Source organism: Brevibacterium permense (genome assembly GCF_013280495.1).
Taxonomy (GTDB): Bacteria; Actinomycetota; Actinomycetes; order Actinomycetales; family Brevibacteriaceae; genus Brevibacterium; species Brevibacterium permense.
Genome location: NZ_JABSSX010000003.1, coordinates 82,707 through 107,287 on the forward strand (window position 1 = coordinate 82,707; position 24,581 = coordinate 107,287).

The 24,581-nt window shown below is 65.2% G+C and carries 20 protein-coding genes and 2 pseudogenes; 11 read left to right on the top strand and 11 right to left on the bottom strand.

Annotated features, from left to right (window positions below; translation table 11 throughout):
* Nucleotides 1–108: 108 nt before the first annotated feature.
* Nucleotides 109–1,416 carry an RNA 5'-3' helicase PhoH2 gene (phoH2, locus tag HK353_RS05345; protein ID WP_139466815.1) on the top strand — a complete coding sequence of 436 codons (1,308 nt, stop codon included), beginning with the start codon at nucleotides 109–111 and terminating at the stop codon, nucleotides 1,414–1,416.
* 169 nt (nucleotides 1,417–1,585) lie between these two features.
* Here the strand turns inward: phoH2 and HK353_RS05350 are convergent, their stop codons facing one another.
* The 3 genes from HK353_RS05350 to glpX all read right to left on the bottom strand — a co-directional run bounded on the left by HK353_RS05350 (nucleotide 1,586) and on the right by glpX (nucleotide 4,892).
* Nucleotides 1,586–2,989 carry a class II fumarate hydratase gene (locus HK353_RS05350; protein WP_173153473.1) on the bottom strand — a complete coding sequence of 468 codons (1,404 nt, stop codon included), beginning with the start codon at nucleotides 2,987–2,989 and terminating at the stop codon, nucleotides 1,586–1,588.
* A 91-nt stretch (nucleotides 2,990–3,080) separates the two neighbouring features.
* Nucleotides 3,081–3,707, bottom strand: coding sequence for a carbonic anhydrase (locus HK353_RS05355; protein ID WP_173153476.1), 627 nt, complete (start codon nucleotides 3,705–3,707; stop codon nucleotides 3,081–3,083).
* Between the two features lie 60 nt (nucleotides 3,708–3,767).
* A complete protein-coding gene (glpX, locus tag HK353_RS05360) occupies nucleotides 3,768–4,892 on the bottom strand; it encodes a class II fructose-bisphosphatase (protein WP_173153479.1) in 1,125 nt (374 codons plus the stop codon).
* Between the two features lie 198 nt (nucleotides 4,893–5,090).
* On the opposite strand from glpX, the gene HK353_RS05365 reads away from it, so the two are divergent.
* The gene (locus tag HK353_RS05365) at nucleotides 5,091–5,660 is read left to right on the top strand and encodes a DUF4245 domain-containing protein (RefSeq protein WP_245395811.1); all 570 of its coding nucleotides are present in this window, start codon (nucleotides 5,091–5,093) and stop codon (nucleotides 5,658–5,660) included.
* 20 nt (nucleotides 5,661–5,680) lie between these two features.
* Here HK353_RS05365 and HK353_RS05370 read toward each other — a convergent pair whose 3' ends face one another.
* Nucleotides 5,681–5,920, bottom strand: a complete 240-nt coding sequence (locus HK353_RS05370) for an exodeoxyribonuclease VII small subunit (RefSeq protein ID WP_025778102.1) — start codon at nucleotides 5,918–5,920, stop codon at nucleotides 5,681–5,683.
* Between the two features lie 52 nt (nucleotides 5,921–5,972).
* A complete protein-coding gene (xseA, locus tag HK353_RS05375) occupies nucleotides 5,973–7,280 on the bottom strand; it encodes an exodeoxyribonuclease VII large subunit (protein WP_173153486.1) in 1,308 nt (435 codons plus the stop codon).
* A 91-nt stretch (nucleotides 7,281–7,371) separates the two neighbouring features.
* On the opposite strand from xseA, the gene HK353_RS05380 reads away from it, so the two are divergent.
* Entirely contained in the window at nucleotides 7,372–8,388 is a 1,017-nt protein-coding gene (locus tag HK353_RS05380; protein ID WP_173153489.1) for a 4-hydroxy-3-methylbut-2-enyl diphosphate reductase, read from the top strand.
* A gap of 72 nt (nucleotides 8,389–8,460) precedes the next feature.
* Here HK353_RS05380 and HK353_RS05385 read toward each other — a convergent pair whose 3' ends face one another.
* A complete protein-coding gene (locus tag HK353_RS05385; protein ID WP_173153492.1) occupies nucleotides 8,461–9,657 on the bottom strand; it encodes a DNA recombination protein RmuC in 1,197 nt (398 codons plus the stop codon).
* Between the two features lie 72 nt (nucleotides 9,658–9,729).
* Between HK353_RS05385 and ychF the strand changes: the two genes are divergently transcribed.
* The gene (ychF, locus tag HK353_RS05390) at nucleotides 9,730–10,815 is read left to right on the top strand and encodes a redox-regulated ATPase YchF (RefSeq protein ID WP_173153495.1); all 1,086 of its coding nucleotides are present in this window, start codon (nucleotides 9,730–9,732) and stop codon (nucleotides 10,813–10,815) included.
* A gap of 514 nt (nucleotides 10,816–11,329) precedes the next feature.
* Here the strand turns inward: ychF and HK353_RS05395 are convergent.
* Nucleotides 11,330–13,408 carry an AAA family ATPase gene (locus HK353_RS05395; RefSeq protein WP_173153497.1) on the bottom strand — a complete coding sequence of 693 codons (2,079 nt, stop codon included), beginning with the start codon at nucleotides 13,406–13,408 and terminating at the stop codon, nucleotides 11,330–11,332.
* 688 nt (nucleotides 13,409–14,096) lie between these two features.
* Between HK353_RS05395 and HK353_RS05400 the strand changes: the two genes are divergently transcribed.
* From HK353_RS05400 to HK353_RS17550, 4 genes and pseudogenes are all read left to right on the top strand, one after another.
* Nucleotides 14,097–14,498, top strand: coding sequence for a hypothetical protein (locus HK353_RS05400; RefSeq protein ID WP_173153500.1), 402 nt, complete (start codon nucleotides 14,097–14,099; stop codon nucleotides 14,496–14,498).
* Between the two features lie 125 nt (nucleotides 14,499–14,623).
* Nucleotides 14,624–15,484 (top strand): 3-hydroxyacyl-CoA dehydrogenase, encoded by an 861-nt coding sequence (locus HK353_RS05405; RefSeq protein WP_173153503.1) that lies wholly within the window; start codon nucleotides 14,624–14,626, stop codon nucleotides 15,482–15,484.
* A gap of 182 nt (nucleotides 15,485–15,666) precedes the next feature.
* Nucleotides 15,667–16,146: pseudogene (locus HK353_RS17545) on the top strand (DUF2254 family protein); the annotation flags it as partial.
* 112 nt (nucleotides 16,147–16,258) lie between these two features.
* Nucleotides 16,259–16,348 (top strand): annotated as a pseudogene (locus HK353_RS17550) (hypothetical protein); the annotation flags it as partial.
* 369 nt (nucleotides 16,349–16,717) lie between these two features.
* On the opposite strand, the gene HK353_RS05415 reads toward HK353_RS17550, so the two are convergent.
* Together HK353_RS05415 and HK353_RS05420 are read right to left on the bottom strand one after the other, a co-directional pair.
* Nucleotides 16,718–17,263, bottom strand: coding sequence for a mismatch-specific DNA-glycosylase (locus HK353_RS05415; RefSeq protein WP_342589824.1), 546 nt, complete (start codon nucleotides 17,261–17,263; stop codon nucleotides 16,718–16,720).
* 239 nt (nucleotides 17,264–17,502) lie between these two features.
* Entirely contained in the window at nucleotides 17,503–19,260 is a 1,758-nt protein-coding gene (locus HK353_RS05420) for an oleate hydratase (protein WP_173153509.1), read from the bottom strand.
* Nucleotides 19,261–19,347: 87 nt separating this feature from the next.
* Between HK353_RS05420 and HK353_RS05425 the strand changes: the two genes are divergently transcribed.
* The 3 genes from HK353_RS05425 to HK353_RS05435 all read left to right on the top strand — a co-directional run bounded on the left by HK353_RS05425 (nucleotide 19,348) and on the right by HK353_RS05435 (nucleotide 22,294).
* The gene (locus HK353_RS05425) at nucleotides 19,348–20,070 is read left to right on the top strand and encodes a TetR/AcrR family transcriptional regulator (RefSeq protein WP_173153512.1); all 723 of its coding nucleotides are present in this window, start codon (nucleotides 19,348–19,350) and stop codon (nucleotides 20,068–20,070) included.
* A 986-nt stretch (nucleotides 20,071–21,056) separates the two neighbouring features.
* On the top strand, nucleotides 21,057–21,218 hold the full coding sequence (locus HK353_RS05430) for a DJ-1/PfpI family protein (protein WP_173153515.1): 162 nt from the start codon (nucleotides 21,057–21,059) through the stop codon (nucleotides 21,216–21,218).
* A 242-nt stretch (nucleotides 21,219–21,460) separates the two neighbouring features.
* Complete coding sequence (locus HK353_RS05435; RefSeq protein ID WP_173153518.1) at nucleotides 21,461–22,294, top strand: aldo/keto reductase; 834 nt, start codon at nucleotides 21,461–21,463, stop codon at nucleotides 22,292–22,294.
* Between the two features lie 223 nt (nucleotides 22,295–22,517).
* Here HK353_RS05435 and HK353_RS05440 read toward each other — a convergent pair whose 3' ends face one another.
* Nucleotides 22,518–23,558 (bottom strand): methionine synthase, encoded by a 1,041-nt coding sequence (locus tag HK353_RS05440; protein ID WP_173153521.1) that lies wholly within the window; start codon nucleotides 23,556–23,558, stop codon nucleotides 22,518–22,520.
* Nucleotides 23,559–23,575: 17 nt separating this feature from the next.
* Nucleotides 23,576–24,568 carry a putative oxygenase MesX gene (locus HK353_RS05445; RefSeq protein ID WP_173153524.1) on the bottom strand — a complete coding sequence of 331 codons (993 nt, stop codon included), beginning with the start codon at nucleotides 24,566–24,568 and terminating at the stop codon, nucleotides 23,576–23,578.
* Between the last annotated feature and the right edge of the window lie 13 nt (nucleotides 24,569–24,581).

Genomic DNA, 24,581 nt, shown 5'->3' on the forward strand with positions numbered 1-24,581 from the left:
GTCTGCGGGAGCGAACCGGGTTAGGTTGGCTGTAGTTGGTCGACACCAACCCGAGATCGGGGGATGTCAGAACCGGATCTCGGCGGAACTCACGCCTCAGAGGTCCTCATGGCTGAAAAAGTCCACACCTACGTTCTCGACACCTCGGTGCTGCTGTCGGATCCCGGAGCGCTTCTGCGCTTCGCCGAACACCACGTCGTCATCCCGCTCATCGTCGTCTCCGAACTCGAGGGCAAACGCAATCATCCCGAACTCGGATTCACGGCTCGCAAAGCCCTCCACATCCTCGACGACTTCCGATCCGACTACGACCGATTGGACCAGCCAATTCCGGTCGGTGATGCGGGCGGAACGCTGCGGGTCGAGCTCAACCACATCGACGCCTCCACGATGCCGGTCGGCTTCGACCGGACGGAGAACGACACCCGCATCCTGGCCGTGGCCCGCAACCTCTCTGCCGAAGGCTGTGATGTGGTCGTCGTGACCAAGGACGTGCCGATGCGAGTGAAAGCATCGGCCCTGGGGCTGCACGCGGAGGAGTATCTGGCGGAGCTGGCCGTCGACTCCGGGTTCACCGGGATGAGCGAGCTCGGCCTCGACGACGAGCAGATGAGCGAGTTCTACGACTCGGGGTCGGTCGTCACCGAGGATGTCTCCGACGAGGTGGTCAACACCGGTGTCGTCATCACCTCACCGCGCGGATCCGGCCTGGGACGTGTGCGCAGCGGCAACCGAGTGTCGATGGTGCGCGGGGATCGTGACATCTTCGGCGTTCACGGGCGGTCGGCGGAACAGCGGATCGCCATCGACATGCTGCTCGACGATGCACTGGGGATCGTGTCGATGGGAGGGCGAGCCGGAACGGGGAAGTCCGCGCTGGCCCTCATGGCAGGCCTGCAGAAGGTGCTCGAGGAGAACAAACACTCGAAGATCATGGTCTTCCGCCCCCTCTACGCAGTGGGCGGGCAGAACCTCGGCTACCTGCCCGGCAGCGAAGGTGAGAAGATGAACCCCTGGGCGGAGGCCGTATTCGACACCCTCAGTGCGCTGGTGAGCAAGAACGTCATCGACGAGGTGGTCAACAGGGAGATCCTCGAGGTGCTTCCGCTCACGCACATCCGCGGACGGTCCCTCCACGATGCATTCGTCATCGTCGATGAAGCGCAGTCGTTGGAGCGCAATGTTCTGCTGACCGTGCTCTCACGCATCGGAATGAACTCGAAGGTGGTGCTCACCCACGATGTCGCCCAGCGCGACAACCTGCGAGTGGGCAGGCACGACGGAGTCGCCGCGGTGATCGAGAAGCTCAAGGGCCACGAACTGTTCGCGCATGTCACGCTGACGCGGTCGGAGCGATCGGAGATCGCCGCCCTGGTCACCGATGTGCTCGAGGAATTCGACCCGTTCCGGTCCTGAGCCGCTGCTCTGGTCGCCGACCGCTGACGTTACCGCCGATGTCGCGTGCTGTTCGGTGACCGGTCGACGCTGGGGTGGGCGGTCGACGGGACTCGAAATGGGCCGCCAATACGAAACGGCGCCCGGACGAAATCGTCCGGGCGCCGTTTCGTTCTGTCAGATCGGAGGCTTACTTGTAGCTGCCGATCATCGTGGTGACGTCGAGGGCCTTGTCGAGGTCCGCCTCGGTGATGGAGCCGTTCTCGACGAAGCCGAGAGCGATCGTCGCTTCCTTGACGGTCATCTTGTTGGCCACGGCGTGCTTGGCGATCTTCGCGGCCGCCTCGTAGCCGATGACCTTGTTCAGCGGGGTGACGATGGAGGGGCTCGCCTCGGCGAGGAAGCGGGCACGCTCCTCGTTGGCGGTGAGCCCGTCGATCATCTTCTCGGCCATGACGGTCGAGGCGTTCGCGAGCAGGCGAATCGACTCGAGCAGGTTCGAGGCCATGACGGGGATGCCGACGTTGAGCTCGAACGCGCCGTTGGTCGACGACAGGGCCACGGAGGTGTCATTGCCGATGACCTGTGCGGCGACCTGAATGGTGGCCTCGCAGATGACCGGGTTGACTTTGCCGGGCATGATCGACGAACCGGGCTGCAGGTCGGGGATGGCGATCTCGCCGAGGCCGGTGTTCGGTCCCGAACCCATCCAGCGCAGGTCGTTGCAGATCTTCATGTAGCCGTAGGCGATGGTGCGCAGCTGGCTGGAGGCTTCGACGAGTCCGTCGCGGTTGGCCTGGGCCTCGAAGTGGTTGCGGGCTTCGGTGATCGGCAGTCCGGTCTCCTCGGCGAGAATCTCGACCACGCGGGAGGAGAAGCCGTCGGGGGTGTTGATTCCGGTGCCCACAGCGGTTCCGCCCTGCGGGACCTCTGCCACGCGCGGCAGGGAAGCCTCGATGCGCTCGATTCCGTACCGGACCTGAGCTGCGTAGCCGCCGAACTCCTGACCGAGAGTCACCGGAGTGGCATCCATGAGGTGGGTGCGTCCGGACTTGACGATCGAGGAGAACTCCTTCGCCTTCTTCTCCAGCGAAGTCGCCAGGGTGTCCATGGCCGGGATGAGCGTGTTGACCAGGGCCTTGGTCACGGCCAGGTGCACCGAGGTGGGGAAGACGTCGTTCGACGACTGCGAGGCGTTGACATGGTCGTTCGGGTGGACGTTGATTCCGTCGGCTTCGAGCGCCTTGGTCGCCAGCGAGGCAAGGACCTCGTTGGCGTTCATGTTCGACGAGGTTCCCGAACCGGTCTGGAACACGTCGATCGGAAAGTGGGCGTCGAATTCGCCTGCGATGACCCGATCGGCGGCGTTCTGGATGGCTGTGGCGCGGGCTTCGTCAAGCACGCCGAGTTCGGCGTTAGCCTTCGCTGCGGCCTTCTTCACCTGAGCCAGTGCGGCGATGTGAGCGGATTCGAGGGTCTTGCCCGAGATCGGGAAGTTCTCGACGGCACGCTGGGTCTGTGCGCTGTAGAGGGCGTCCTTGGGGACTTTGACCTCACCCATGGTGTCGTGTTCGATGCGAAATTCTTCGGTCATTGTTGTCCTTTTCGTTGGGTGCCGGGGAAATGATTGCGGAGCTCAGGCTCGTTGGGAGACTGAACGGCTGACCACCGAGGTGGCCGGTCGCTCAAGAAGCATAGGTGGAGACCGCGGCCTCGTCGCCTCCGTACTGGGCGACGACCGTGGTGTGGCCGTCGTGGAGTTGGTAAGTGAGTCCGACGATGATGAGTCGGCCCTCATCGACAGCGGTCTTGATGATCGTGGACAGCTGCATGATCTTGTCGACCGTGTCCATCGTGTTCTGACCGACGGTCTCGTTGATCGTGGTGCGCCCGTTCTTTCGGGCCCGGGCCACCGTCGGCAGGATGCGGGCGACGACGTCGGAGATGAATCCCGGGGGAGTCTCACCCGAGTCGTAGGCGTTGTAGGCGGCGGTCACGGCCCCGCAGCTGTCGTGGCCGAGCACGACGAGCAGGGGAGTGCCGAGCATCTCGACTCCGTATTCGAGCGAACCCAAGGTGACCGGGTCGACGACCTGTCCGGCATTGCGCACGACGAACATGTCACCGAGGCCGACATCGAAGATCATCTCCGCGGCGACTCGGGAATCCGAGCAGCCGAAGAGAGTGACGAACGGGGTCTGGCTGTCCGACAGCGACTCACGTCGTGCCGTGTCCTGGTTGGGGTGCTGAGGGACATCGTCGACGAAACGCTGGTTTCCCTCGAGGAGTCGCTTCCACGCCTGATTGGGCATTGCTTTCGCACCTGCTTCCGAGTTGTGTGCATCGCGCCCGGGACCGGGTGCGTTTGGAGGTCAGACCAGTCCGCGGCGTGCGGCTTCTTCGGCGGCCTCCACGTAGGAGTGGGTCTTCGCAGCCTGGTGCTCGGCGAAGACCTGACGGACGGTTCCCGACTTCGACCGCATCACCAGGGAATGCGTGGTGACGTGACTGCCCTGGAATTTCACACCGTCGAGCAGATCGCCGTTCGTGATGCCCGTGGCGACGAAGTAGCTGTTGTCACCGGTGACGAGGTCGTCGGTGTTGAGCACCTTGTTGACGTCGAGGCCGGCCTTGGCGGCGGCTTCGCGTTCGGTGTCGTCCTGCGGCCACAGACGGCCCTGGATGACTCCGCCGAGTGCCTTGATGGCGCAGGCGGTGATGATGCCCTCGGGGGTGCCGCCGATGCCCATGAGCATGTCGACGCCGGTTCCCGGACGGCAGGCGGCGATGGCTCCGGCGACGTCGCCGTCGGTGATGAGCTGGATGCGGGCTCCGGCGGCGCGGATCTCATCGATCATCTGCTGGTGGCGGGGGCGGTCGAGGATCATCACCGTGACCGAGGCGGGATCCTTCGTTCCCTTCGCCTTGGCGACGCGGCGGATGTTCTCAGCGATCGGCAGCCGCAGATCGACGGCGTCAGCGGCATCGGGGCCGGTGACGAGCTTCTCCATGTAGAACACGGCAGAGGGGTCATACATCGCACCGTCTTCGGTCACGGCCATGACAGAGATCGCATTGGGCATGCCCAGAGCGGTCAGGCGGGTGCCGTCGATAGGGTCGACAGCAACATCGCAGTGCGGTCCGCCGCCGTCGCCGACCTGCTCGCCGTTGAAGAGCATCGGAGCTTCGTCCTTCTCGCCTTCGCCGATGACGACGGTGCCGGCCATGCGGACGGTGGAGATGACATTGCGCATCGCGGCCACGGCTGCTCCGTCGGCTGCGTTCTTGTCGCCGCGGCCGACCCAGGGGGCGGCAGCGATTGCTGCGGCCTCGGTGACTCGGACGAGCTCCAGAGCCAAGTTGCGGTCGGGAGCATCCGACTCGACCTGAGCCTTCTGTGACCATGAGTCGGTCACTGCGACAGGCGGAGCCTCCTCATCAACTCGTCCTCGGTCATGGTGAGATTTCACGTCAACAGGCTCTTTGGAGTCACTCATGCTTCCAATTGTGCCACCCCTGTGATCGGGGTCGCGACAGCGGTGTGTGCTTGTGGCCGCAGTCACGTCCTCGGACCGGAATTGGCCCTTCGCGCGCGAGCCGAGGACAATGACGGTGTGAATGTCCGAAATGCTGCCGACGAGACGGGTGCTCAAACGGTCGTCGACAAGACGACGCCGAGTCCTAGGGGAGAGTCCATGGCTGATGAATCCGGAGTGATGCTGCCGGGGTCCCGGGAAGAGATGCGCTTCCTGCGCAAGAACTCGAACTGGGTCAATATGGTCATCGCGATCCTCGCCTGTCTCGCAGTCGCCGTCGGGATCCTGTTCCTCGCCCCGCAGCCCGAAGTCGACTCAGAACGTGTCGTCGACTATCAGGGGATCGCCGAGCAGTCACAGGGCAACGCCGAGTTCGACCTCATCGTTCCGCAGATCCCGCGCGGATGGACGTCGAACGAGGCCAGCCTCGATCGTATGGGCGACTCCGAATACACCTCGTGGTATATGTCGTTCATCGGCCCCGACGACCAGTGGGTGAGCATCGAGCAGGCGGAAGCGAGTTCGAACTGGGCGAAGCGGAAGACCGATGAGGCTGTCGCTGCCGAGAAGGTGACCGTCGGCGGTGCCGACTTCCAGGTCTACCGCACTGAAGAGGCGAAGGAATACTGGGTCACGCGCAAGGGCGATATGTATGTCGTTCTGAGCGCCACGGCTGCGCCGGACACCGTCAACAGCTTCGCCGATCAGGTTGCCGCCGAACTCAAGTGATCCCAGGCTGATCCGAAGTTCTATTCGGTGTCGTCCGAGGTCTCCTCACGGGCCTTGTCGAGGCGTTCCCGTGCTCCGTCGAGCCAAGCCTGGCACCGGTCGGCCAGAGCCTCGCCACGCTCCCACAGTCGCAGTGACTCTTCGAGCGGCAGGTTGCCGGTCTCCAAACGCTTGACGGTCATGACGAGTTCTTCGCGCGCCTGCTCGTAGCTGAGCGTGCTGATGTCGGGCTGGTCCTGTTGGGTCGTCGGTTCGGTCATCGGTGTCTCCTTCGCAGAGTGTGTGGAACGTGGACAGAGTGTGGAGTAGTAGTCAATCGTCGGTCGTCGAATCGTCAGCCTCCGGAGTGACCTCGGTGATATCTGCGTCGAAACGACCACGAGCGACCCGGACATGGACGGTGTCGCCGGCGGCGACTTCGGCGGCATTGCGGACGGCCTGACCTTCGTCGGTCTGCACCACGGCGTAGCCGCGCTCCAACGTCCGCAGGGGAGAGAGGGACCTGGCTTGGGAACGGAGATGCTGGATCTCGTTCTGAGCTTGGATGAGCAGTCCGTTCGTCGCCTGCAGACTGCGGCGGCGGATCATCGTCAGTTCGTTCTCATGCGCGGTGATCATCGTCTGCGGTTCGGCGAGCACCGGCCGTGATCGCACGGCGGTGAGCATCTCCTGCTCGCGGTCGAGGATGCGATTGACGGCAGCATCCAATTCGGCGCGGGCACGCAGCAGATTCATGCCTTCCTCGGCGACATCCGGAACGATCCGCTTTGCAGCATCCGTGGGCGTTGACGCCCGCATGTCAGCGACCTCATCGAGGATGGGCCGGTCCGCCTCGTGCCCGATCGCCGAGACGACCGGTGTCTGCGCGGCGGAGACGGCACGGACGAGGGCTTCGTTGGAGAACGGCAGGAGGTCTTCCATGCTGCCCCCGCCGCGGGCGATGACGATGACATCGATCTGCGGGTCCGCATCGAGCTCGGCGAGGTTCTTCATCACTCCCGGCACGGCATCCGGGCCTTGCACTGCACAGTTGCGGACTTCGAATTCGGCGGCAGGCCACCGCAGGTGCACATTGCGGATGACGTCCTTCTGCGCATCCGAATCCCGTCCGGTGATCAACCCGATCCGGTTCGGCAGGAACGGCAGGCGCAGCTTCCGGTTGGGATCGAACAGCCCTTCGGCCCCTAGCTGCTTCTTCAGTCGTTCGAGGCGGGCGAGGAGTTCGCCGAGTCCGACGGCGCGGATGTCGTTGGCCCGCATCGTCAGCCGACCGGTCTTCGTCCAGAAGTCGGCTTTGAGATTGGCGACGACGTGGCTGCCCTCAGTGAGAGGAGCTCCGGTGCGGTCGAGGACGTTCTTCCAGATCTGGACCGGCAGTGACATCTCGACGTCGGTATCGCGCAGGGTCAGGTAGCTGGCCTTGCCCCGATGGTTGAGTTCGACGACCTGCCCTTCGATCCACACGCTCGACATGCGGTCGATATAGGACTTCATCTTCGACGACAGCAGACTCAGCGGCCACGGATTCTCCGCCGTGGTCTCGGCTGCGGTGGCGGCGAGCTCCTTCGGCTCGGCCGTTTCGCCGAGCGTGCCGGGAGTGCCGGAAATTCTTTGCGCCATTTAAGTCCCCTTCCGACTCCCAAGCCTAACGAACGGCACTGACGCAGCCCATTCCTGGCCGCAGTCGATGCCTCCGGCTTAGACTGAACGGGTGAGCGTCGTTTCAGTACCTGCCCCGACCATTCCGCGCCGGCGTCTGGCACCGGGCGAGATCCGCACTCCGGTCAATGCTGACAAGAGGGTGCTGCTGGCCGCACCGCGCGGCTATTGTGCCGGCGTAGATCGTGCCGTGATCGCCGTTGGGCGCGCCCTTGAGCACTTCGGCGCACCGATCTATGTTCGCAAGGAGATCGTGCACAACCGACATGTCGTCGAGACCCTGTCCGAACGCGGGGCCGTCTTCGTCGATGACACCGATGAAGTCCCGGAAGGCGCTCGGGTCGTGTTCTCCGCTCACGGTGTCTCACCGGCTGTGCACACCGAGGCTGCCAAGCGTTCGCTGTCGACGATCGATGCGACATGTCCGCTGGTGACGAAAGTCCACAAGGAGGCCATCCGGTTCGCCTGGGACGGCTTCCGCATCCTCCTCGTCGGCCATGCCGGACACGAAGAGGTCGAGGGCACCATGGGCGAGGCGCCGGAACACATCACACTGGTGCAGAGCCCGGAAGAGGCCCGCACCATCGAGGTTCCCGATGCCGAGAAGCTGGTGTGGATCTCACAGACGACCTTAAGCGTGGACGAGACCATGGAAACAGTGGAGATCCTGCGTGAGCGCTTCCCGCACCTGCAGAATCCACCCAGCGATGACATCTGCTACGCGACACAGAACCGGCAGGTCGCGGTGAAGAAGATCGGGCCGGACGCGGATCTCGTCATCGTCGTCGGGTCGGCGAACTCCTCGAACTCCGTTCGCCTCGTCGAAGTCGCCCTCGAACACGGGGCGAAGGCTGCCTACCGTGTCGACTTCGCCCGGGAGATCGACGAGACATGGTTCCACGACGTCGCCACGGTCGGAGTCACCTCCGGAGCGAGCGTTCCGGAGAACCTCGTCCAAGACGTGCTGCAGCTGCTGGCCGACTACGGATTCGACACCGTCGAAGAGGTCGTCACCGCCGAAGAGGACCTGATCTTCTCGCTGCCGAAGGAACTGCGCAAGCTCGGCTGAGCTGAGCAGTTCCGCTACGCGGCGCGATGGGGAGTCCCACGACTCAACGGAGTCGACAAACGCTGTCGATTCTCAACTTGTCCCCGTCTGCCGACCGCCCAGATGAGTCGGACCACGATCATCGAAGTCCATGGCCCGCGGCCGACTGAGTTCCTCGGCGCTGATGCCGCGAGTGCGAGTATCGAGTTCGGCCACGGCATCGAGTTCGTCGGCGACGATCCCGGTCGACGGGAACTTTCTGGCGGTGACGAGGAACCGGGACTCCAAGGACGAGACGAACCGGTTGTAGTCCTCGACGGAGCGGTCCAGGCTGGCCCCCATCCGTGACACATGAGTCACCAGAGTCCCGATGCGTTCGTAGAGTTCCGTGCCCAGCCGCAGCACCTCGGCCGCGGAGGTGGACATATCCGCCTGCCGCCAGTTGAGCGCCACGGTCTTCAACAGCACCAGCAGAGTCGCTGGTGAAGCGAGGACGACGTTCTTGCCCAGTGCATGATCGATCATCTTCGGGTAGCTTGCCGCGGCTGCGGAGAGCAGACCGTCGGTGGGCACGAAGCAGACGACGAAGTCGGGGGAGGCATCGAACGCCTTCCAGTACTCCTTCGACGCCAGGGCATCAACATGGCGCAACAGAGCGCGGGCATGGTCCTGACCGCCCGTGCCGGAGTCGGCCGCCTCGACGGAGTCCTTGTTCATCCGTGCCGACAACGGTGTCTTCGCATCGATGACGATCGTGCCGCCACCGGGCAGATGGACGACCATATCGGGGCGGTGGCGCTTGCCGTCCCGGTCGGCGCTGACCTGCGTGTCGAAGTCGACGTGGGGGAGGAGGCCGGCATATTCGACGATGCGTTTGAGCTGGACCTCGCCCCAGTCTCCACGGTGGGTCGTCGAATTCAAAGCGGTGGCCAGTGACCCGGTCGATTCCTGGAGGCGGAGGTTCTGTTGGCTGAGGTGCCCGATCTGGGAGTTCAGTCGGGTGATCTGTTCGATCTGGGTGCGGTCCTGGGAGCGCAGGTTCTCCTGGAGATTCTTCACGCTTGCCGCCAACGGCCCGATGGCGGCAGTGATCTCACCGGCCATCTGCGCATCGGCCTCGAGGTCTTCGGTGCGCTCGGACAGGAGGCGTGACGTGGTCTCGGCGCGAGTGAGTCTCTCGAGATAGCGGGAACGGGTGAGACTGCGGCCGAGCAGGAATCCGAGCGCGGCGGCGAGCACGATCGCCACGATGAAGGCGATGATGACTGCGGATGCGGGGAAAGCATTCATGGTCCCAGGGTGACAGAGGGCACTGACACGAGAATTCGAGGACCACCTCGGCGACGGCTAGACTTGGATACCGTGGCTTTGACTATTGGAATCGTGGGACTGCCCAATGTCGGCAAGTCGACCATGTTTAACGCACTGACCAAGAACCAAGTTCTCGCGGCGAACTACCCGTTTGCGACGATCGAGCCGAACGTGGGCGTGGTCCCTCTGCCGGACGAGCGACTCACGCGACTGGCGGAGATCTTCGACTCCGAACGCATCCTCAATGCCACCGTCGACTTCGTCGACATCGCTGGAATCGTGCGCGGCGCCTCCGAAGGGGAAGGCCTGGGCAACCAGTTCCTCGCGAACATCCGCGAAGCCGATGCCATCTGTCAGGTCATCCGCGGATTCGTCGACGACGATGTCGTCCACGTCGACGGCAAGATCAGCCCAGCCGATGACATCGATACGATCAATACCGAGCTCATCCTGGCTGACCTGCAGACTCTCGAGAAGGCACGGCCGCGGATCGAGAAGGAAGTCAAGGGCAAGCGCGCTCCTGCCGAGCAGCTGACCGCGATCGATGCCGCCACCGAGATCCTCGAAGGCGGGCGGACGCTCTACCAGGCGATGCAGGCCGACAAGTTTGATGTCAGCGCCCTGCGTGAGCTGCAGCTGATGACGGTCAAGCCCTTCCTCTACGTGTTCAACGTCGACGACGAAGTGCTCGCCGATGAGGATAAGAAGAACGAGATGCGGGCACTGGTGGCTCCCGTCGAGGCGATCTTCCTCGACGCGAAGTTCGAGTCCGAACTCGCCGAACTCGACGAGGAGGAAGCCCGGGAGATGCTCGAATCGACCGGCCAGGAAGAGAGCGGACTCGATCAGCTCGCCCGAGTCGGCTTCGATACCCTGGGTCTGCAGACCTATCTGACGGCCGGGCCCAAGGAATCCCGTGCGTGGACGATTCCGAAGGGTGCCACCGCCCCCGAGGCGGCCGGAGTCATCCATACCGACTTCCAGAAGGGCTTCATCAAGGCCGAGATCGTGTCGTTCGAGGATCTCGATGCGAACGGTTCGATGGCTGCCGCGAAGTCCGCCGGCAAGGTCCGGATGGAAGGCAAGGACTACATCATGGTCGATGGCGACGTCGTTGAATTTAGGTTCAACGTGTAGTCGAGGCCTTGTCGACGAACTGCCGCGAACGGTGATCACTGTGTCCGAGACCAGGTGATTTGTACCGTGGTGGTGTGAATTGATCCATGCTTCATGATATTGATCAGGTGGCCGTCCTTGGGCATCATCCCGCCGCCAGTCCTTTCGACAAGTGCATCAGCGAAATCCTTAGAGTGAGTGCGTTCGAGTTGCGCAAGGTGGAGTTTCAGACACTGTGCCGAATGATCGTCTTCACGGCGGGGTGAAGGACGTGGACTCGATTGTTGGGGGGAGAGTCGGCTAGCTAGTAGCCAATTGCGCAGAGATTCCGATTACTTCGGGGCACTTGATCGCGATCACCCGGTAGTTCGTGCGGTTCGTGAAGGCTGGATGCGGCGACAGCGGTCTCGTGGCCGTGCGCGTCTGGTCGCTGGTCTATCCCGAAGCCTATTCGGTTATGGATGTGCTGAGCTTTCGAATCGCCGCCTAACATCTCGAAATGAAGAGCCAAACAATGAAGTTTCTGGGTGCCGCATCAGTTGTATATCCTAGAGAATATGCCTTGGAGTTCCTGCACTACATCGTCAGCATCTTCGGCGTGGAGTTCGCGTAGAGCTTCAAGATTTGTGGTTCTCTCGCAGAACTCAATTGCCGTCGCGACCTTGTCTCTGCCCACGTTCGTCCGGCAGTAGGTCTCGAGGTCGCCCCGGCGCAGAACGAATACATTCTCTTCGGCGAGAGACGAGATTACGGTGTCGCGTGCAGAAGAGATCTCCTTCGAGGACGGATTTGCGAGTTCGTTCAGCTTGGCATCACCATTGCCAGCGTCGAAGAGCTCACTCAGCGTCTCATCCAGGAGTCGGGCAGCGTTATCGCTAGGAGCGTCGCGCCAATTAGACAGGTGGGACTGCGCGGCAGACCACAGCTCGCTGGCATTTCGGCGACTGGTGATGCTCCGCACTGTCTTGCTATTAGGCTCGCTAGTATCAGAGATCATTTCGCTGATCAGTCCCATCAGCCTCGAGTGCGCGGCTCGGGTCTCCGCATCTCGGGTCAGTTGCTCAAAGCCGCGCACGAGGGCATCCAAGTCGGTGATGACATGGATCGGGATCTTGGAGCTGGAGAAGAACTCCCTGTAGCGGTTGATGTTTCCCTTGCCGTCGATCTTGACGAACATGATGTTCTTGTCGATGTCGTCCCAGTCCTGATTGATCAGTCGCGCCAGATGTGGATAGGTGAAAGTGTCGCTGTCACCTTCGACCAGGACGACGCGCTGCGCAAAGAATGCGGCTTCGTTGTTCTCGTGTTGCACGATCTGGTAGGCGTCCCGATGACCGATCGTGAGGTCAACGGGTTGCGCGGTTACCCCATCATCGGTCTTCTGGAGCCGAGCGAAGCCCTCCGTCCCAGGGCGGAAGAACCCTGGAGAATGGGTCGTGACCAGCACCTGGTGCTCGTTCGAGAAGGTGCCCAGGGCCGCCATAAGCTGGCGCTGAGCACGCGGGTGCAGGTAGAGCTCCGGCTCTTCGAAGAGCAGGACATAAGAGGGGCGCGGGGATTCTGATCGCGTATCGTCGCTCAGGCCGGTGCTCCGAATGCTTGCGTACGCTCGGAGCAGGGCAAATAGGACAGTCCGTTTGAGGCCATCGCCCTTGCTGGAAATGGAGCCCTCGTGCCCGTCGTCGACGCGTAGCTCGGCACCGGATAGCAGCATGGATAGCGTCGGTGCGGGCACGTCCATGCGGAGTGAGACGCCGGGAAAGCTCGCGCGGACGAACTCTTCGATCGTCGATTCAATGCGCTGAACGGCCTCAAGTCGGGCGTCGACTTCCAAGCCGTCGTCATTCAGAGAACGGTTGAGTTTCTGATACACGGAGCGGAACTGATCGTTGATGTCGCTGAACTGGTCCGCTACTTCATCGAAGAGCAGTTCGAGAAGCTTGCTAAAGGCTGACGTCCCGGTAGATTTCGCCTCCACGGAGGCATCCTTCACGGCTTCGATGTAGATCACGGACGGGAGGAGCGGCTTGACGGACTGTGCGATGCCCGTGGGGTATGCGGTGGGTGTCTCTTCTAGTTCCTCGGGTGGAAGCTGCTCGACCAGTTCAGTCCACGCGTCTTTGACCTGCTGCTGAGTCGGCGCTGCGGGTAGTGCGTCTTCCATCGGGGGCAGTAATTTGACGGCCGCTTGACGGAGCTGGGCGCCCTTCTTTCCTTTGATGGTCGAAGCCAGTGATTCTTGGCTCCATGACGGGTCGCTCGGGCCAAGCTTCAAGTACCTAGATTCGGCTTTCCCGTCGATTTCCTGCGTGCGAACGATCGTGAGCACGCCGTCCCTGAGCATTTCGCGTACCCGGTCTCGATGCGTCTCGTTCACCCTTCGAAGATCTTCCTCGTCGATCCCCTCGATGCTTAGTTCGACGCTCGCCGGAAGTTCTGGGTTCCGGAAATCCTCTCCGCTGAGCTTCTTGTCTTCTAGGACGTACTGGATCGCATGGAGCACGGACGACTTCCCTGCGTTATTCTCGCCAATGAGGCACCCGAGCTGGGGTAAGGGGAGCTCGGTGTTACTGTGGGCGCGGAAATTCTTGATTCTGACATGGGTGAGGCGCACGGGAAGCTCCTAGTTTCGGATCTGCTGGCGGTATCGAAAAGATGTGCGTCCGGCTCGCGTCTTCAGCCGCATCATCAATGACAGGGAGTAATCTAGCCTACCAAGCGAGGGGACCGACGATCAGGCACCGACGCCTCGCACGCCATTCGGCCGGCGTGGGCGAACAGCTGGCCGACGCGGCCTAGGCGTAGTCACCGACCGGGGACGAAGGAACGGGCCTCTGGACTGCACGATGGGTGGTGCCTAAGCAACCCGGGCCTACACCCGTGTCCACGAACCGGGGGTAGGCCCCAGTGTCTCCTGGCGTGCCTGCGGTCAACTTTCTTCCAGAGTGTGTGTGCGAGGCAGTTTCATGGACGGCGCACTCTGAACTCCTGGCAGATCGCTGGGTCCAGAGGTTATTCGGCTACGGAACGCGGTTGAGTTCCGGTTCAACGTGTAGGGAGCCGGCCTGACCAGGGGTTGTGTTGCTTGGGCCCTGCGGGTAAGGGGTCTGAGTGTTCCGATCCAACGTCTGGCGATAGGTCCATAGATGCCTTCTGCGGCCCGAACACGTCTCTCGTTGTCGGTGGCCATAGCTCAGATTCCGATGGACCTGCTCCACTGCGAAGGGACCACGATGGGGCGGACATCGCGGTGGTCGCCGCGCGTGAGTTGTGGGACGCCGGCCTCACCACCCCCGGCGCACATGCGCGCCTCGACGCACCGCCAGCGCGTCGCCGTGCTGGGCCGCGCCGGCTACCGCCGCTACGACGAGAGCACTGCGACCTGCCTGGGCCGCATGCCCGAGCAGCTGCTCGCGGACTACGGCGGTGACCTGCGCCGGCTGCGTGCAGCGGGGCACGCGGAGCCCGCGGCCCTGAGCCGCCTGCTGCGCGCCTTTCCCGGCATCGGGCCCGCCGGAGCGCAGATCTTCCTGCGCGAGCTCCAGGGGATCTGGTCCCTCCCGCCGGTCTTCGATGCCAAGGCGCTCGAGGGCGCGCGCCGGGCGGGGCTGCCAGCCGAGCCCGAGGCGCTGGCCGGGCTGGTCGCGCCCGCCGACCGGGCGCGGTTCGCCGCCGCGCTCGTGCGCCGCGCGCTGCGGAAGTAGCCCGGGACGCGAGGGGAGCGGGCGCCGGGCCCCGCCCTTGCCGAGCGCGGAAAAATGAGTACACTCAAAAATAGTCGCGCAGGTTGCGCGGCTGCCGCCCCGGCGGCCCATCGAGGAGGAACACCATGAGCGACATCGCCCGCGTCACCGTGCTAGGCGCCGGAGTGCTCGGGGCCCAGATCGCCTACCAGACCGCTTACTCCGGCTTCGACGTCACCGTCTACGACATCGGCGACGAGGCCCTTAGCGCCGGCCGCAAGCGCGTGGACGCGCTCGTCACCGCCTACCGGGCCGAGGTCGAGGGCGCCACCGAGGCCAGCACGCAGGCAGCGCTCGAGCGCCTGGCGATGACGACGGACCTCGCGCAGGCCGCGGGGAATGCCGATCTCATCATCGAGGCCGTCCCGGAGCGCCTCGACATCAAGAGCGAGACTTACGAGAAGCTCGCGGCGCTCGCCCCCGAGCACACGATCTTCGCGACGAACTCCTCGACCCTGCTGCCCAGCGACATGAAGGACTTCACTGGGCGGCCCGACCGCTTCCTCGCCCTGCACTTCGCCAACCAGATCTGGAAGTTCAACACCGCCGAGGTCATGGGCACAGCGGAGACGAGCCCCGCGGTCTTCGACACGGTCGTGGAGTTCGCCCGCGCCATCGGCATGGTGCCCATCCCCGTGCTCAAAGAGCGCCCCGGCTACGTGCTCAACTCGCTGCTCGTGCCCTTCCTCAATGCGGCCCTCGACCTGGCGGCGGGCGGCTACGCACAGCCAGAGGACGTCGACAACGTTTGGCGGATCGCCACGGGCGCGCCCATGGGACCGTTCCAGATCTACGACGTCGTGGGCCTCGGCACCGCCTACAACATCCTCTCGAGCGGCGATGACCACAGCCAGCGCCTCGCCGCCTGGCTCAAGGAGCACTACATCGACCGCGGCCGCATGGGCGCCGGCGCGGGCGGCGGCTTCTACGACGACCCGCAGGGCTGAGTCCCGCCCGCTCTGTGGTGGAGGTGGGCCGCGCTCGGTAGGCTCGACCTGCCGCGCCACGGGTGCGGCGGGCGCGCCGCCGGGCGGCCCGGTCGCGAGGAGGTCCGTGTGGGTGCAACGCTGAGGGACGGCCATTCCGAGGCGGGCCAGGCCCGTCGGGAGACCGCAGCCGACCGCCGCGAATGAGCGGCCATGTTCCGCCACGTCCGCGTGCCCACGATGTGGGGCATCCCCCTGCGCCTCTTCCTGCTCGCCCTCGCCCTCGGCGCCGTGCTGCCTGCCCTCGACCGCGCGCTCGCGCCGCCGCTGCACTACCCGTAGCTCGACGCGGGGCCGTGGGCTCGCTGCTGGGCATCATCTCCGGGGCCGTGGTCACCTTGGCCAGCCTCGTCTTCAGCGCGCTGACGGCCGCCATGAGTCTGAGCGTCACCGCCCTGTCCGTGCGCATCTCGCCGGTCTTCTCGGCCGATCGCGTCATCCAGTGGGGGCTGGGCTGCTTCGTGGGCACGTTCGCCCATGCGCTCCTCATCGCGCTCTCGATGGCGGTGGGCGGGGACGCCTACCGCCCCTGGGCCTCGACCGTCGCGGCGGTGGCCATCACCGTGGGCTGCGGCGTCATGTTCATCACGGTCGCCGTGCGCGTGTGCCGGCTGCTCAACCCCGGCGCGCTGCTGCGCCACCTCGCCGCCGAGGGCCGCGATTCCACCCGCTACGAACCGGCCCGCTTCCACACCCGCGCCGCGGAGCTCGCCACCGGCACCGCCACCGGCACCGGTGGGCCGAGCCCAGCGCCGCGCGCTCGAATCGGCGCTGGCGTTCGGCGAAGCGCTCTCGCCCGCCAGCGGGCACTTCGGCGCGATCCGCGCCATGGTCGACATCGCGCTCAAGGCGCTCTCGCCCGCGGTCAACGATCCCGGCCGCGCAGCTGGGCCGACTACGTGGCCGCGGCCACCGACGAGATCCGCCAGTACGGCACCGGCAGCGTCCAGATCCAGCGGCGGCTGCGGGAGCTCTTCGACACGCTCGCCGGGCAGTGCGAGCTCCAGCAGCGAGCGGCCCTGCTCGAGCGCCGCGCGGCGCTTCAACGTGGGCTCGAGCGCTGGTGGCCCGATCTGCTCGACCGCAGACTGGCCGGCTGCGCGGATCCGCAGGGCCTGGGCCGGGCGCTCGGAACAGCGGCGTGCGCCGAGCAGGCCCCCGAGCCCGAGGCTCCGCTGGCCTGAGCGCGGCGGTTCAGCCCCGCAGGGAGGCAGGCGGGGCGCCGGTGGCCGCCCACACCTCCCGCCACTTCTGCGCCAGCGTCGCGGCGGTCTCATGGGCGTTGAGCCCGCTGGGGTTGGGCAGCGCCCACAGGGCCACCCCGTCCGGCCACCCCGGCACCCACGGCGCCCCGGACTCATCGGCCACCGGCTGCACCCCGAGCACCGCATCGGGACGGTCGAAGGCCTGACGGAATGCGGTGATGCCCACCACCGCGACGGCGCAGGGCCGCAGCACCGCGGCGCGCCGGATCAGGCGCCGCCCGCCCGCGCGCAGCTCTGCGCGGGTCAGCTGGGCGGCGCGCGCCGTGGTCCGCCCCACAAGGTTGGCTATCCCGATCCCGCGCTCGGCCAGCAGGCGCTCGTCGTCCGGGCTCAGCCCCCGCGAGGCATCGACGGTGCGGGGGAGGATGCCGGCCACGGCGAGCGAGGGCCAGAAGCGGTTGCCCGGGCGCGCGAAGGGGGCGTTGACCGTGGTCGTCCACGGGCTCGGGTTGATGCCCACGATGAGCAGGCGCACCAGGCCCGCGGCCTCGGCATCGCCGGGCAGCGGCAGTACGTCGTCGCGAGCCGGGCCGCCCGCCGCCGCGGCGAGCTGGGCCGGCGTGGGCCGCGCACCGGCCAGCGGCGAGGGCCGGCGCCAGGGCCGCTAGGCGGCGGGCAGGCGGGATTCGGAGCCGAGGGGAGCGGTGGGCGACATGGGAACAGCCTAGGCGCGCCTCGGGGCCGGGCCCCAGGCGCACCCGCGGTGGGCGGGGCTCAGATGAGACCGTGCTCCTCGAGGAGCTGGCCGATCTCCCCGTGCTCGAGCCTGCCGCGCAGGTAGCCGCGCAGAGCGGCCGGGCCGGGCATCTCCACCTTCTTGCCGTCGCGCATGCGCGCCGAGGCCTCGAGCAGATCGCGCACATCGTACGTGGAGCCCCAGGTCTCCGGCACGCCACGCTCAACGTCGAGGAGTTCGTAGGCGGCCTCCATGCCGGTGCGCACCGAGTATTCGGTCGTGAAGATCGTGTCGCGGCCGGTCTCCGCGAACTGCCCGAGGAACGCGAAGTTCGCCGCCCCCTCCGGCACGACCTGCGGCCGGTCACCCGCGCGGCGGGGCATGAAGAAGCTCGTCACATAGGGCATCATGACCGGCACGCACCGGGCGCCGGTCGCCGCGAGCTCGGGGATCTCCTCGACGGGCACGCCGAGGTGGTAGAGCCACTCCTGGGTGATCTCCTCGCCGGTGCACTGCGCCAGGGGCTTCTTCACGTAGTCGCCGTCGACGTCGACGAACAGCCCGTAGACCCAGACAACGATCTGGTCCTTCGGCTGCTTCTTGAAGTGCGGCTGGCGGTTGACCGTCCAGCTCAGCAGCCAGGCGGAGTCCTCGGCGGTGACGATGCCGCCGGTGACCACGCGGCCGCTGAACGGATCGCGCTGGGCGATGCGCTCGATGTAGGCCGGGATGCGCTCATCGAGCGTCGTGACGGTGGCCGATTCCCACTTCGTCTCCTCGATCGAGGAGCAGAAGACCTCCGGGCGCCCGAACGCCGGGTCCTTCTTCGCGATGCGCTTCCACAGGTCCCAGGCCGGGGCCGGGCCCTCGTTGAGGGCTGCGGGCGTGTGGTGGTCGCCGTCATCGGAGTTGTCCACGAGCGAGCCGATCGTCATGAGCGCGAGGTCGTGCTCGCCGAGCTCGATGGTCTCCTCGGTGCCGTCGCGGCGGCAGCGGATCGCGGTGGCGCGGATCTCGCCGTTGCGGTGGGCGAAGTCCGCATCGAGGACCTCGGTGCCGGAGCGGAAGACGACGCCGTGCTCGCTGAGGTAGTGCATGAGCGGCAGGACGAAGGACTCGTACTGGTTGTACTTCGTGAACTTCAGTGCCGTGAAGTCGGGCAGCCCGCCGATGTGGTGGATGAAGCGGTGGAGGTAGAGCTTGAACTCGAGCGCGGAGTGCCACTCCTCGAAGGCGAACATCGTCCGCCAGTACATCCAGAACGGCGAGTCGAGGAACTCGCGGCCCATCACCTCGTCGATGCGCTTGCCCTCCATCTCCGCACGCTCGGCGAGGAAGATCTTTAACAGGTCCTTCTGCGCCCGCTTCGGCAGGTCGAAGCGGCCCTCGTGGCCGGCGTCCTCACCCCGGCGCACGGTGGCGCGGCGCAGCGAGTAGTTGGGGTCGTCCTTGTTGAGCCAGTAGAACTCGTCGAGCACGGAGGCGTCCTCGAGCTCCAGGGAGGGGATGGAGCGCATCATGTCCCACAGGCACTCCATGTGGTTCTCCAGCTCCCGGCCGCCGCGGATGACGAAGCCCTTCTCCGGGACGTCGAGGCCGTCGAGCGCACCGCCGGCGATCTCGCCCTTCTCGAGGATCGTGACGTTGGCGCCGGGGACCCCGGCGTCGCGGATGAGGAAGACGGCCGCCGCGAGCCCGGCCAGCCCGCTGCCGACGATGTAGGCCTTCGTCTCCTGCGCGTGCTGTGCGGGGCGGGGACGCGCGAACGCCTCGTAGTTACCTGCCGTGTGCTGCATGATCCATCCTTCCCGTCGCGTGCCGGATGCCGATCACCCGGCCTCAATATTGAGTGTACTCAGAATTGAGTCGACTACAATGGCCGCATGGAAACTCGGGATGACACGGAGCTGGCGCCCTCGGCGACGCTGGGCAGGCGCGAGCGGGCGAAGGCGGAGAAGCGCGCCCGCATCCTCGCCGCGGCGCGCGCACTGTTCGAGGAGCGCGGTTTCGAGCGGACCTCGATGAGCGAGGTCGCGCGCGCGGCGGATGTGGCCGAGGGCACTGTCTTCCAGTACGCGGCGACGAAGGTCGAGCTGCTCATGATGGTCGTCGATGCGCTCTGGGGAGCCCACGAGCGCGCGACGACCACCCCTTCGCTCTCTGCGTTCGTCGCGCCCGGCGCCGCGACGGCGGGCGGGGAGACCGCGGACCGGATCGCGGAGCTGATCTCGCCGCTCGTCACCGCGATGCGGCGCTGGTCTGAGCTTGCGACGTGGGTCGCCCGCGAGATCCTCTTCGGTGCGGACATGCCGCATCGCCGGCGGGTCCTCGACCACGTCGATCGTCTCGAAGAGCAGATCGCCGCGCGCCTGCAGGACGGCCGGGCCGACGCTTCCGGTGCGATCGGAGCGGCGCGGGACGGTGCGACAGGCACTGCCGGCGAGGAGCCCGGTGCGGCTGCGGCAACCGGCGCCCGGCTCATCGTCGCCGGGGTGCTGGCCGAGCTCAACCGCTCCCGGCAGGGGCGCATCGACGGCGAGGACGTCGATGTTGTGCTCCGCAGGCTCATCGACCTCGTGGTGGCGGGGGCGGGCGCCGCGCGGTGATCCGGAAGCCGTCCGGGCCGTTCGGGCCGCCGCTGGTACCGGCCGGCGCCGCCGCGATTGCCCACCGCGCGGCCGGCAGGCGCGTGCCCGCCGCGGTCGTGTAAGGGCCCCACGGTCAGGTCCTCGCCCAGTAGGGCGGGGCGATGGCGCCATCGGAGAACTCCACTGCCGGAGATGTCGTTGTCCTCGTAGACCCCTGCTGGAGTCCATCCTCTAGCCTTGATGAGCGCCTCGGCGTCCTCCCTGTGGCGGTCCACACCCAGGCGACGGTTCTCGCGATCCTGAGAGATCCGCAGGTAGACGGAGGCCCGCCGAGGCTCAGCACTCATGGAGTCAATCTACGTCAAAGGTTATTCGGCTACCGAACGTGGTCGAGTTCCGCTTCAATGTCTAAACCCCAGTTCAGAGGCCTAACTCGTGCTACAGAATCACGTAGCGACACGCCGTCTGGTAGCACTTCTGTAGCACGGCGGAGAGGAGAAGAACATGGCTCGCAATGAGGAGCTGGGCAATCGCAACAGGAACCCCGCCGACGAGTACTACGGTTACAAGCTGGTCGAGGTGCGCATCGACCTGGAGCCGTCCCAGATGCACTGACCGGCGACGACGGTACCCGTCAGCAGGCGAGGACTATTCTTCGCAGACCCCGCTGATCATCCGGTTCGGCGAAGAGTTCGCCGCGTGTCCTGTGAAATGTTCGATGCCTCTCGACAGGCGATCAGCAGGCGAAGAACCTCGAGCTCGCGGTAGGCTAGCCCGTGTAGGTCCTCGCAGGGGGAGAGCACGACGACCAGGCTAAGGTGGCGGGGAGCGTCTTGAGGCATGCCCAGAGCCGTGACGCGCAGGTAGCCGCCGGGTTCGGTTGGCGCGGGCAGCAAGAACGAGGTCTGCGGCCCGCCGAGTATCGCGCGGGGCCGCGGCCAGTACTGGCGAGCGGGGGCGTAAGGCGGGGTGGTGGGGCAGTCCGGGCAGGGCCATGACGTCTCGTGACCGGCTGGACCCTGACCTCATTCCCCAGCATCCGCACCGACCTGCGCAACACCGGCGCGAATGTGGTGGACCACGAGGCGGCCCGAAACGGGAACCTGGCCACCAGCCGCTCACCCGATGATCTCTTCCCTCTGTTCCGCCGTGGGAGTATTGTTTAGTCCACCGACGCCGGAAACTGCTCGTGAGCAGCCCGGTACGCCACATGGCGCAGGCGGGGCTGACTAGCAGCTCGACACCCGGCACCTCGGTACCAAGAACAAGCAGCACGGCTGCGTCCGGGCCGTCTTCCAACTCGACCGATGACCCACGCAGTAAGCCAGCACCGGTCGCGGACGCGCTGGCCCTTCGAGGATCTCAGCCCACGTCCCACCTCAGGACAACCAGAAGGAAGTGATCGCGGATGCGACGGATAACGCTGCCGAGCGGGGAGTCCATCCCTGTGCTGGGCCAGGGCACCTGGGGCTGGGGTGAGGACCCCGGCCGCCGCGGCGACGAGGTCGCCGCGCTGCACGCCGGCCTCGAGCTGGGCATGACGCTGGTCGACACCGCCGAGATGTACGCCGACGGCGGCGCGGAGGAGGTGGTCGGTGAAGCATTGGCGGGTCGCCGCGACGAGGCATTCGTGGTCAGCAAGGTCCTTCCGTCCCACGCCTCCCGTTCCGGCACGATCGCGGCCTGCGAACGCAGCCTGAAACGCCTGGGCACCGATCGGATCGACCTCTACCTGCTGCACTGGCAGGGCAGGTACCCGCTGCAGGACACCGTCGCGGCCTTCCAACAGCTCGTCGAGGACGGGAAAATCCGATACTGGGGCGTCAGCAACTTCGACCACCGGGCCCTCGCCGACCTGCAGGACGTGCCGGGCAGCAGCGGGCTGGCCACCGATCAGGTGCTGTACAACCTGTCGCGGCGAGGACCGGAGTACGACCTCCTGCCGTGGTGCGCTAACCACCAGCTGCCGGTCATGGCGTATTCGCCGATCGAGCAGGGCCGCATCCTTGACGACACGACGCTGAACGACGTCGCGGCGCGTCACAGCGTCAGCGCCGCGGCGGCCGCCATCGCCTGGGTGCTGCGCCGCGACTCGCTCTGCACGATCCCCAAAGCTAGCAGCCCGCAGCACGTGCGAGACAACGCCACAGCACTGGACGTGGAGCTGACCCGCGAAGACCTGGATGCTCTGGACCGTGCGTTCCCGCCCCCGAGCGGACCGCGACCACTAGAAATGCTGTGACCCTGACCAAGGGCGCAGCCTCTGCCGAAGGTTCCGCTTCAACGTCTGAGGCAAGCGCTGATAGGTGGGCGCTCTCCGTCCTGCCCGGCCTCTGCGGCAGAGGCTGGTGCACTGTGGCAACGACAGCTCGAGCTGTCACTGTGCTTCCCGGGCTCAGAACGCCCGAATCATTGCCCAGAGGCCCGACGGCCCGGGACATGTGCGGGATGGAGTGCGGCCGCGGTCAGCCCCCTGACGAAACCAGCTCCTCGCGGACGATCGCTGTTCCCGCACTCAAGGCGCTCATCTTCGCGAGGGCGACGTCGCGCGCGAAGGGGGCCATGCCGCAGTTCGTGCTCGGAATGAGCTTGTCCGCGTCGGCGAACTTCAGTGCCTTGCGCAAAGTGGCGGCGACCTCCTCCGGTGTCTCGATGGTGTCATTTGCCACGTCGATGGCGCCGAGCATGACCTTCTTGCCGCGGATCAGTTCGATGAGGTCCATCGGGACATGGGAGTTGTGGCATTCGAGCGAGACGATGTCGAGGCTCGAGCGCTGCAGGAGCGGGAACGATTCCTCGTACTGGCGCCACTCGGACCCGAGGGTCGTTTTCCAGTCGTTGTTCGCCTTGATCCCATAGCCATAGCAGATATGCACTGCGGTCTCGGACCGCAGACCTTCCGCTGCCCGTTCGAGCGCGGCGACTCCCCAGTCCTTCATCTCCTCGAAAAAGACATTGAATGCGGGCTCGTCGAACTGGATGATGTCCACCCCCGCCGCCTCCAGATCCTTAGCCTCCTGATTGAGGACCGTGGCGAATTCCCAGGCCAGCTTCTCGCGGCTCTTGTAGTGGTCGTCATAGAGTGTGTCGATCATCGTCATCGGCCCCGGCAGCGCCCACTTGATCGGTTGATCGGTCTGCTGGCGGAGAAACTTCGCATCGTCGACGAAGACCGGTTTCTCACGGCTCACGGCGCTGACGACTGTGGGTACGCTTGCGTCGTAGCGATCGCGGATCCGAACCGTCTTGCGCTTCTCGAAATCGACTCCGCTGAGATGCTCGATGAACGTCGTCACGAAATGTTGGCGGGTCTGCTCTCCGTCGCTGACGATGTCGATGCCGCGGTTGGTCTGCTCATGAGTCGAGATGCGCAGAGCATCGTGCCTGCCCTCGGCCAAGGCATCGCCCTGGAGGTTCCAAGGGGACCAGAGAGTTTCGGGCTGCGCGAGCCAGGACGGCTTCGGCAGGCTGCCGACGATTGAGGTGGGCAACAGCGGCTGAGTCATCGTTTCTTCTCCTGAAGTCATGCGACTGGGACGGGCCGGTCGGAAGCCCACTGCTCGAGAATCTCTCGGTGCGGGTTGACGAAGAGCTCCTCCGTGAACTTCCCCTGTCTGATGCCGAGCTGGTTGCGCTCGACGCGATCATATGAGACAGGCATCTCCGAGAAGTCGTGCCGGTCCAGCGTCGGCCGGTAGACCTCTCCGGCGGCGGTATTCGCGTTGTAGATCTCGGGCCGATAGATCTTCTGGAAAGTCTCCATCGTGCTGATCGTGCCGATGAGCGCCAGATCGGAATAGTCGCCGAGGAGGTCGCCGCGATGGTAGAAGGCCAGCGGTGCGACGCTGCCCGGTGGCATGAAGTACCTCACCTGGAGTCCCATCTTCGCGAAGTAGTCATCTGTCAGCGAGTAGTCGTCCTGCTGGTATTCGAACCCGAGAATCGGGTGGTGATTCTCGGTCCGACGGTACGACTTGCTCGTGGAAACGCTGATGCAGATCACGGGTGCCGTGTGGAATCGTTTCCGATAGGCAGCAGAATCGAGGAAGTGTTGGAACAGTTTGCCATGCAGATCACCGAAGTCATCGGGGACTGTGAACTCGGTTGCGGCCTCATTGACAGCCGGCAGCCGCACACTGAAATCGAAATCGCGGACGAAGGACGAGAAGTTGTTTCCCACGATCCCGGGGTGATGTTTTCCGGTCAGTCTGTCGATGATCTGGATATCCAGGACTTCGAGCAGGGGGAACTCCTGTTCCCGGCCGCCAGTGGTGAAGTGAAGTCCTCCGGAGACGATGTCGAGTTCGAGGTCATAGCGATCCCGGTCGGGATTGTCCCAGGACGCGAGTTCGTTGAAGCGGCGATTGATGATGCTCAGAGCAGTGCGGAGGTTCTGCCGACGGTTCTCGCCCCTGGCGAGGTTGGCGAAGTTCGTCGTCGCTCGGGTGCTCTCCGATGGCGAGTAGTCCTCGTCGAATCGAGTCGTGGTGATGCTGAATGAGAACTCAGGTGTCATGGACGTCCAATTC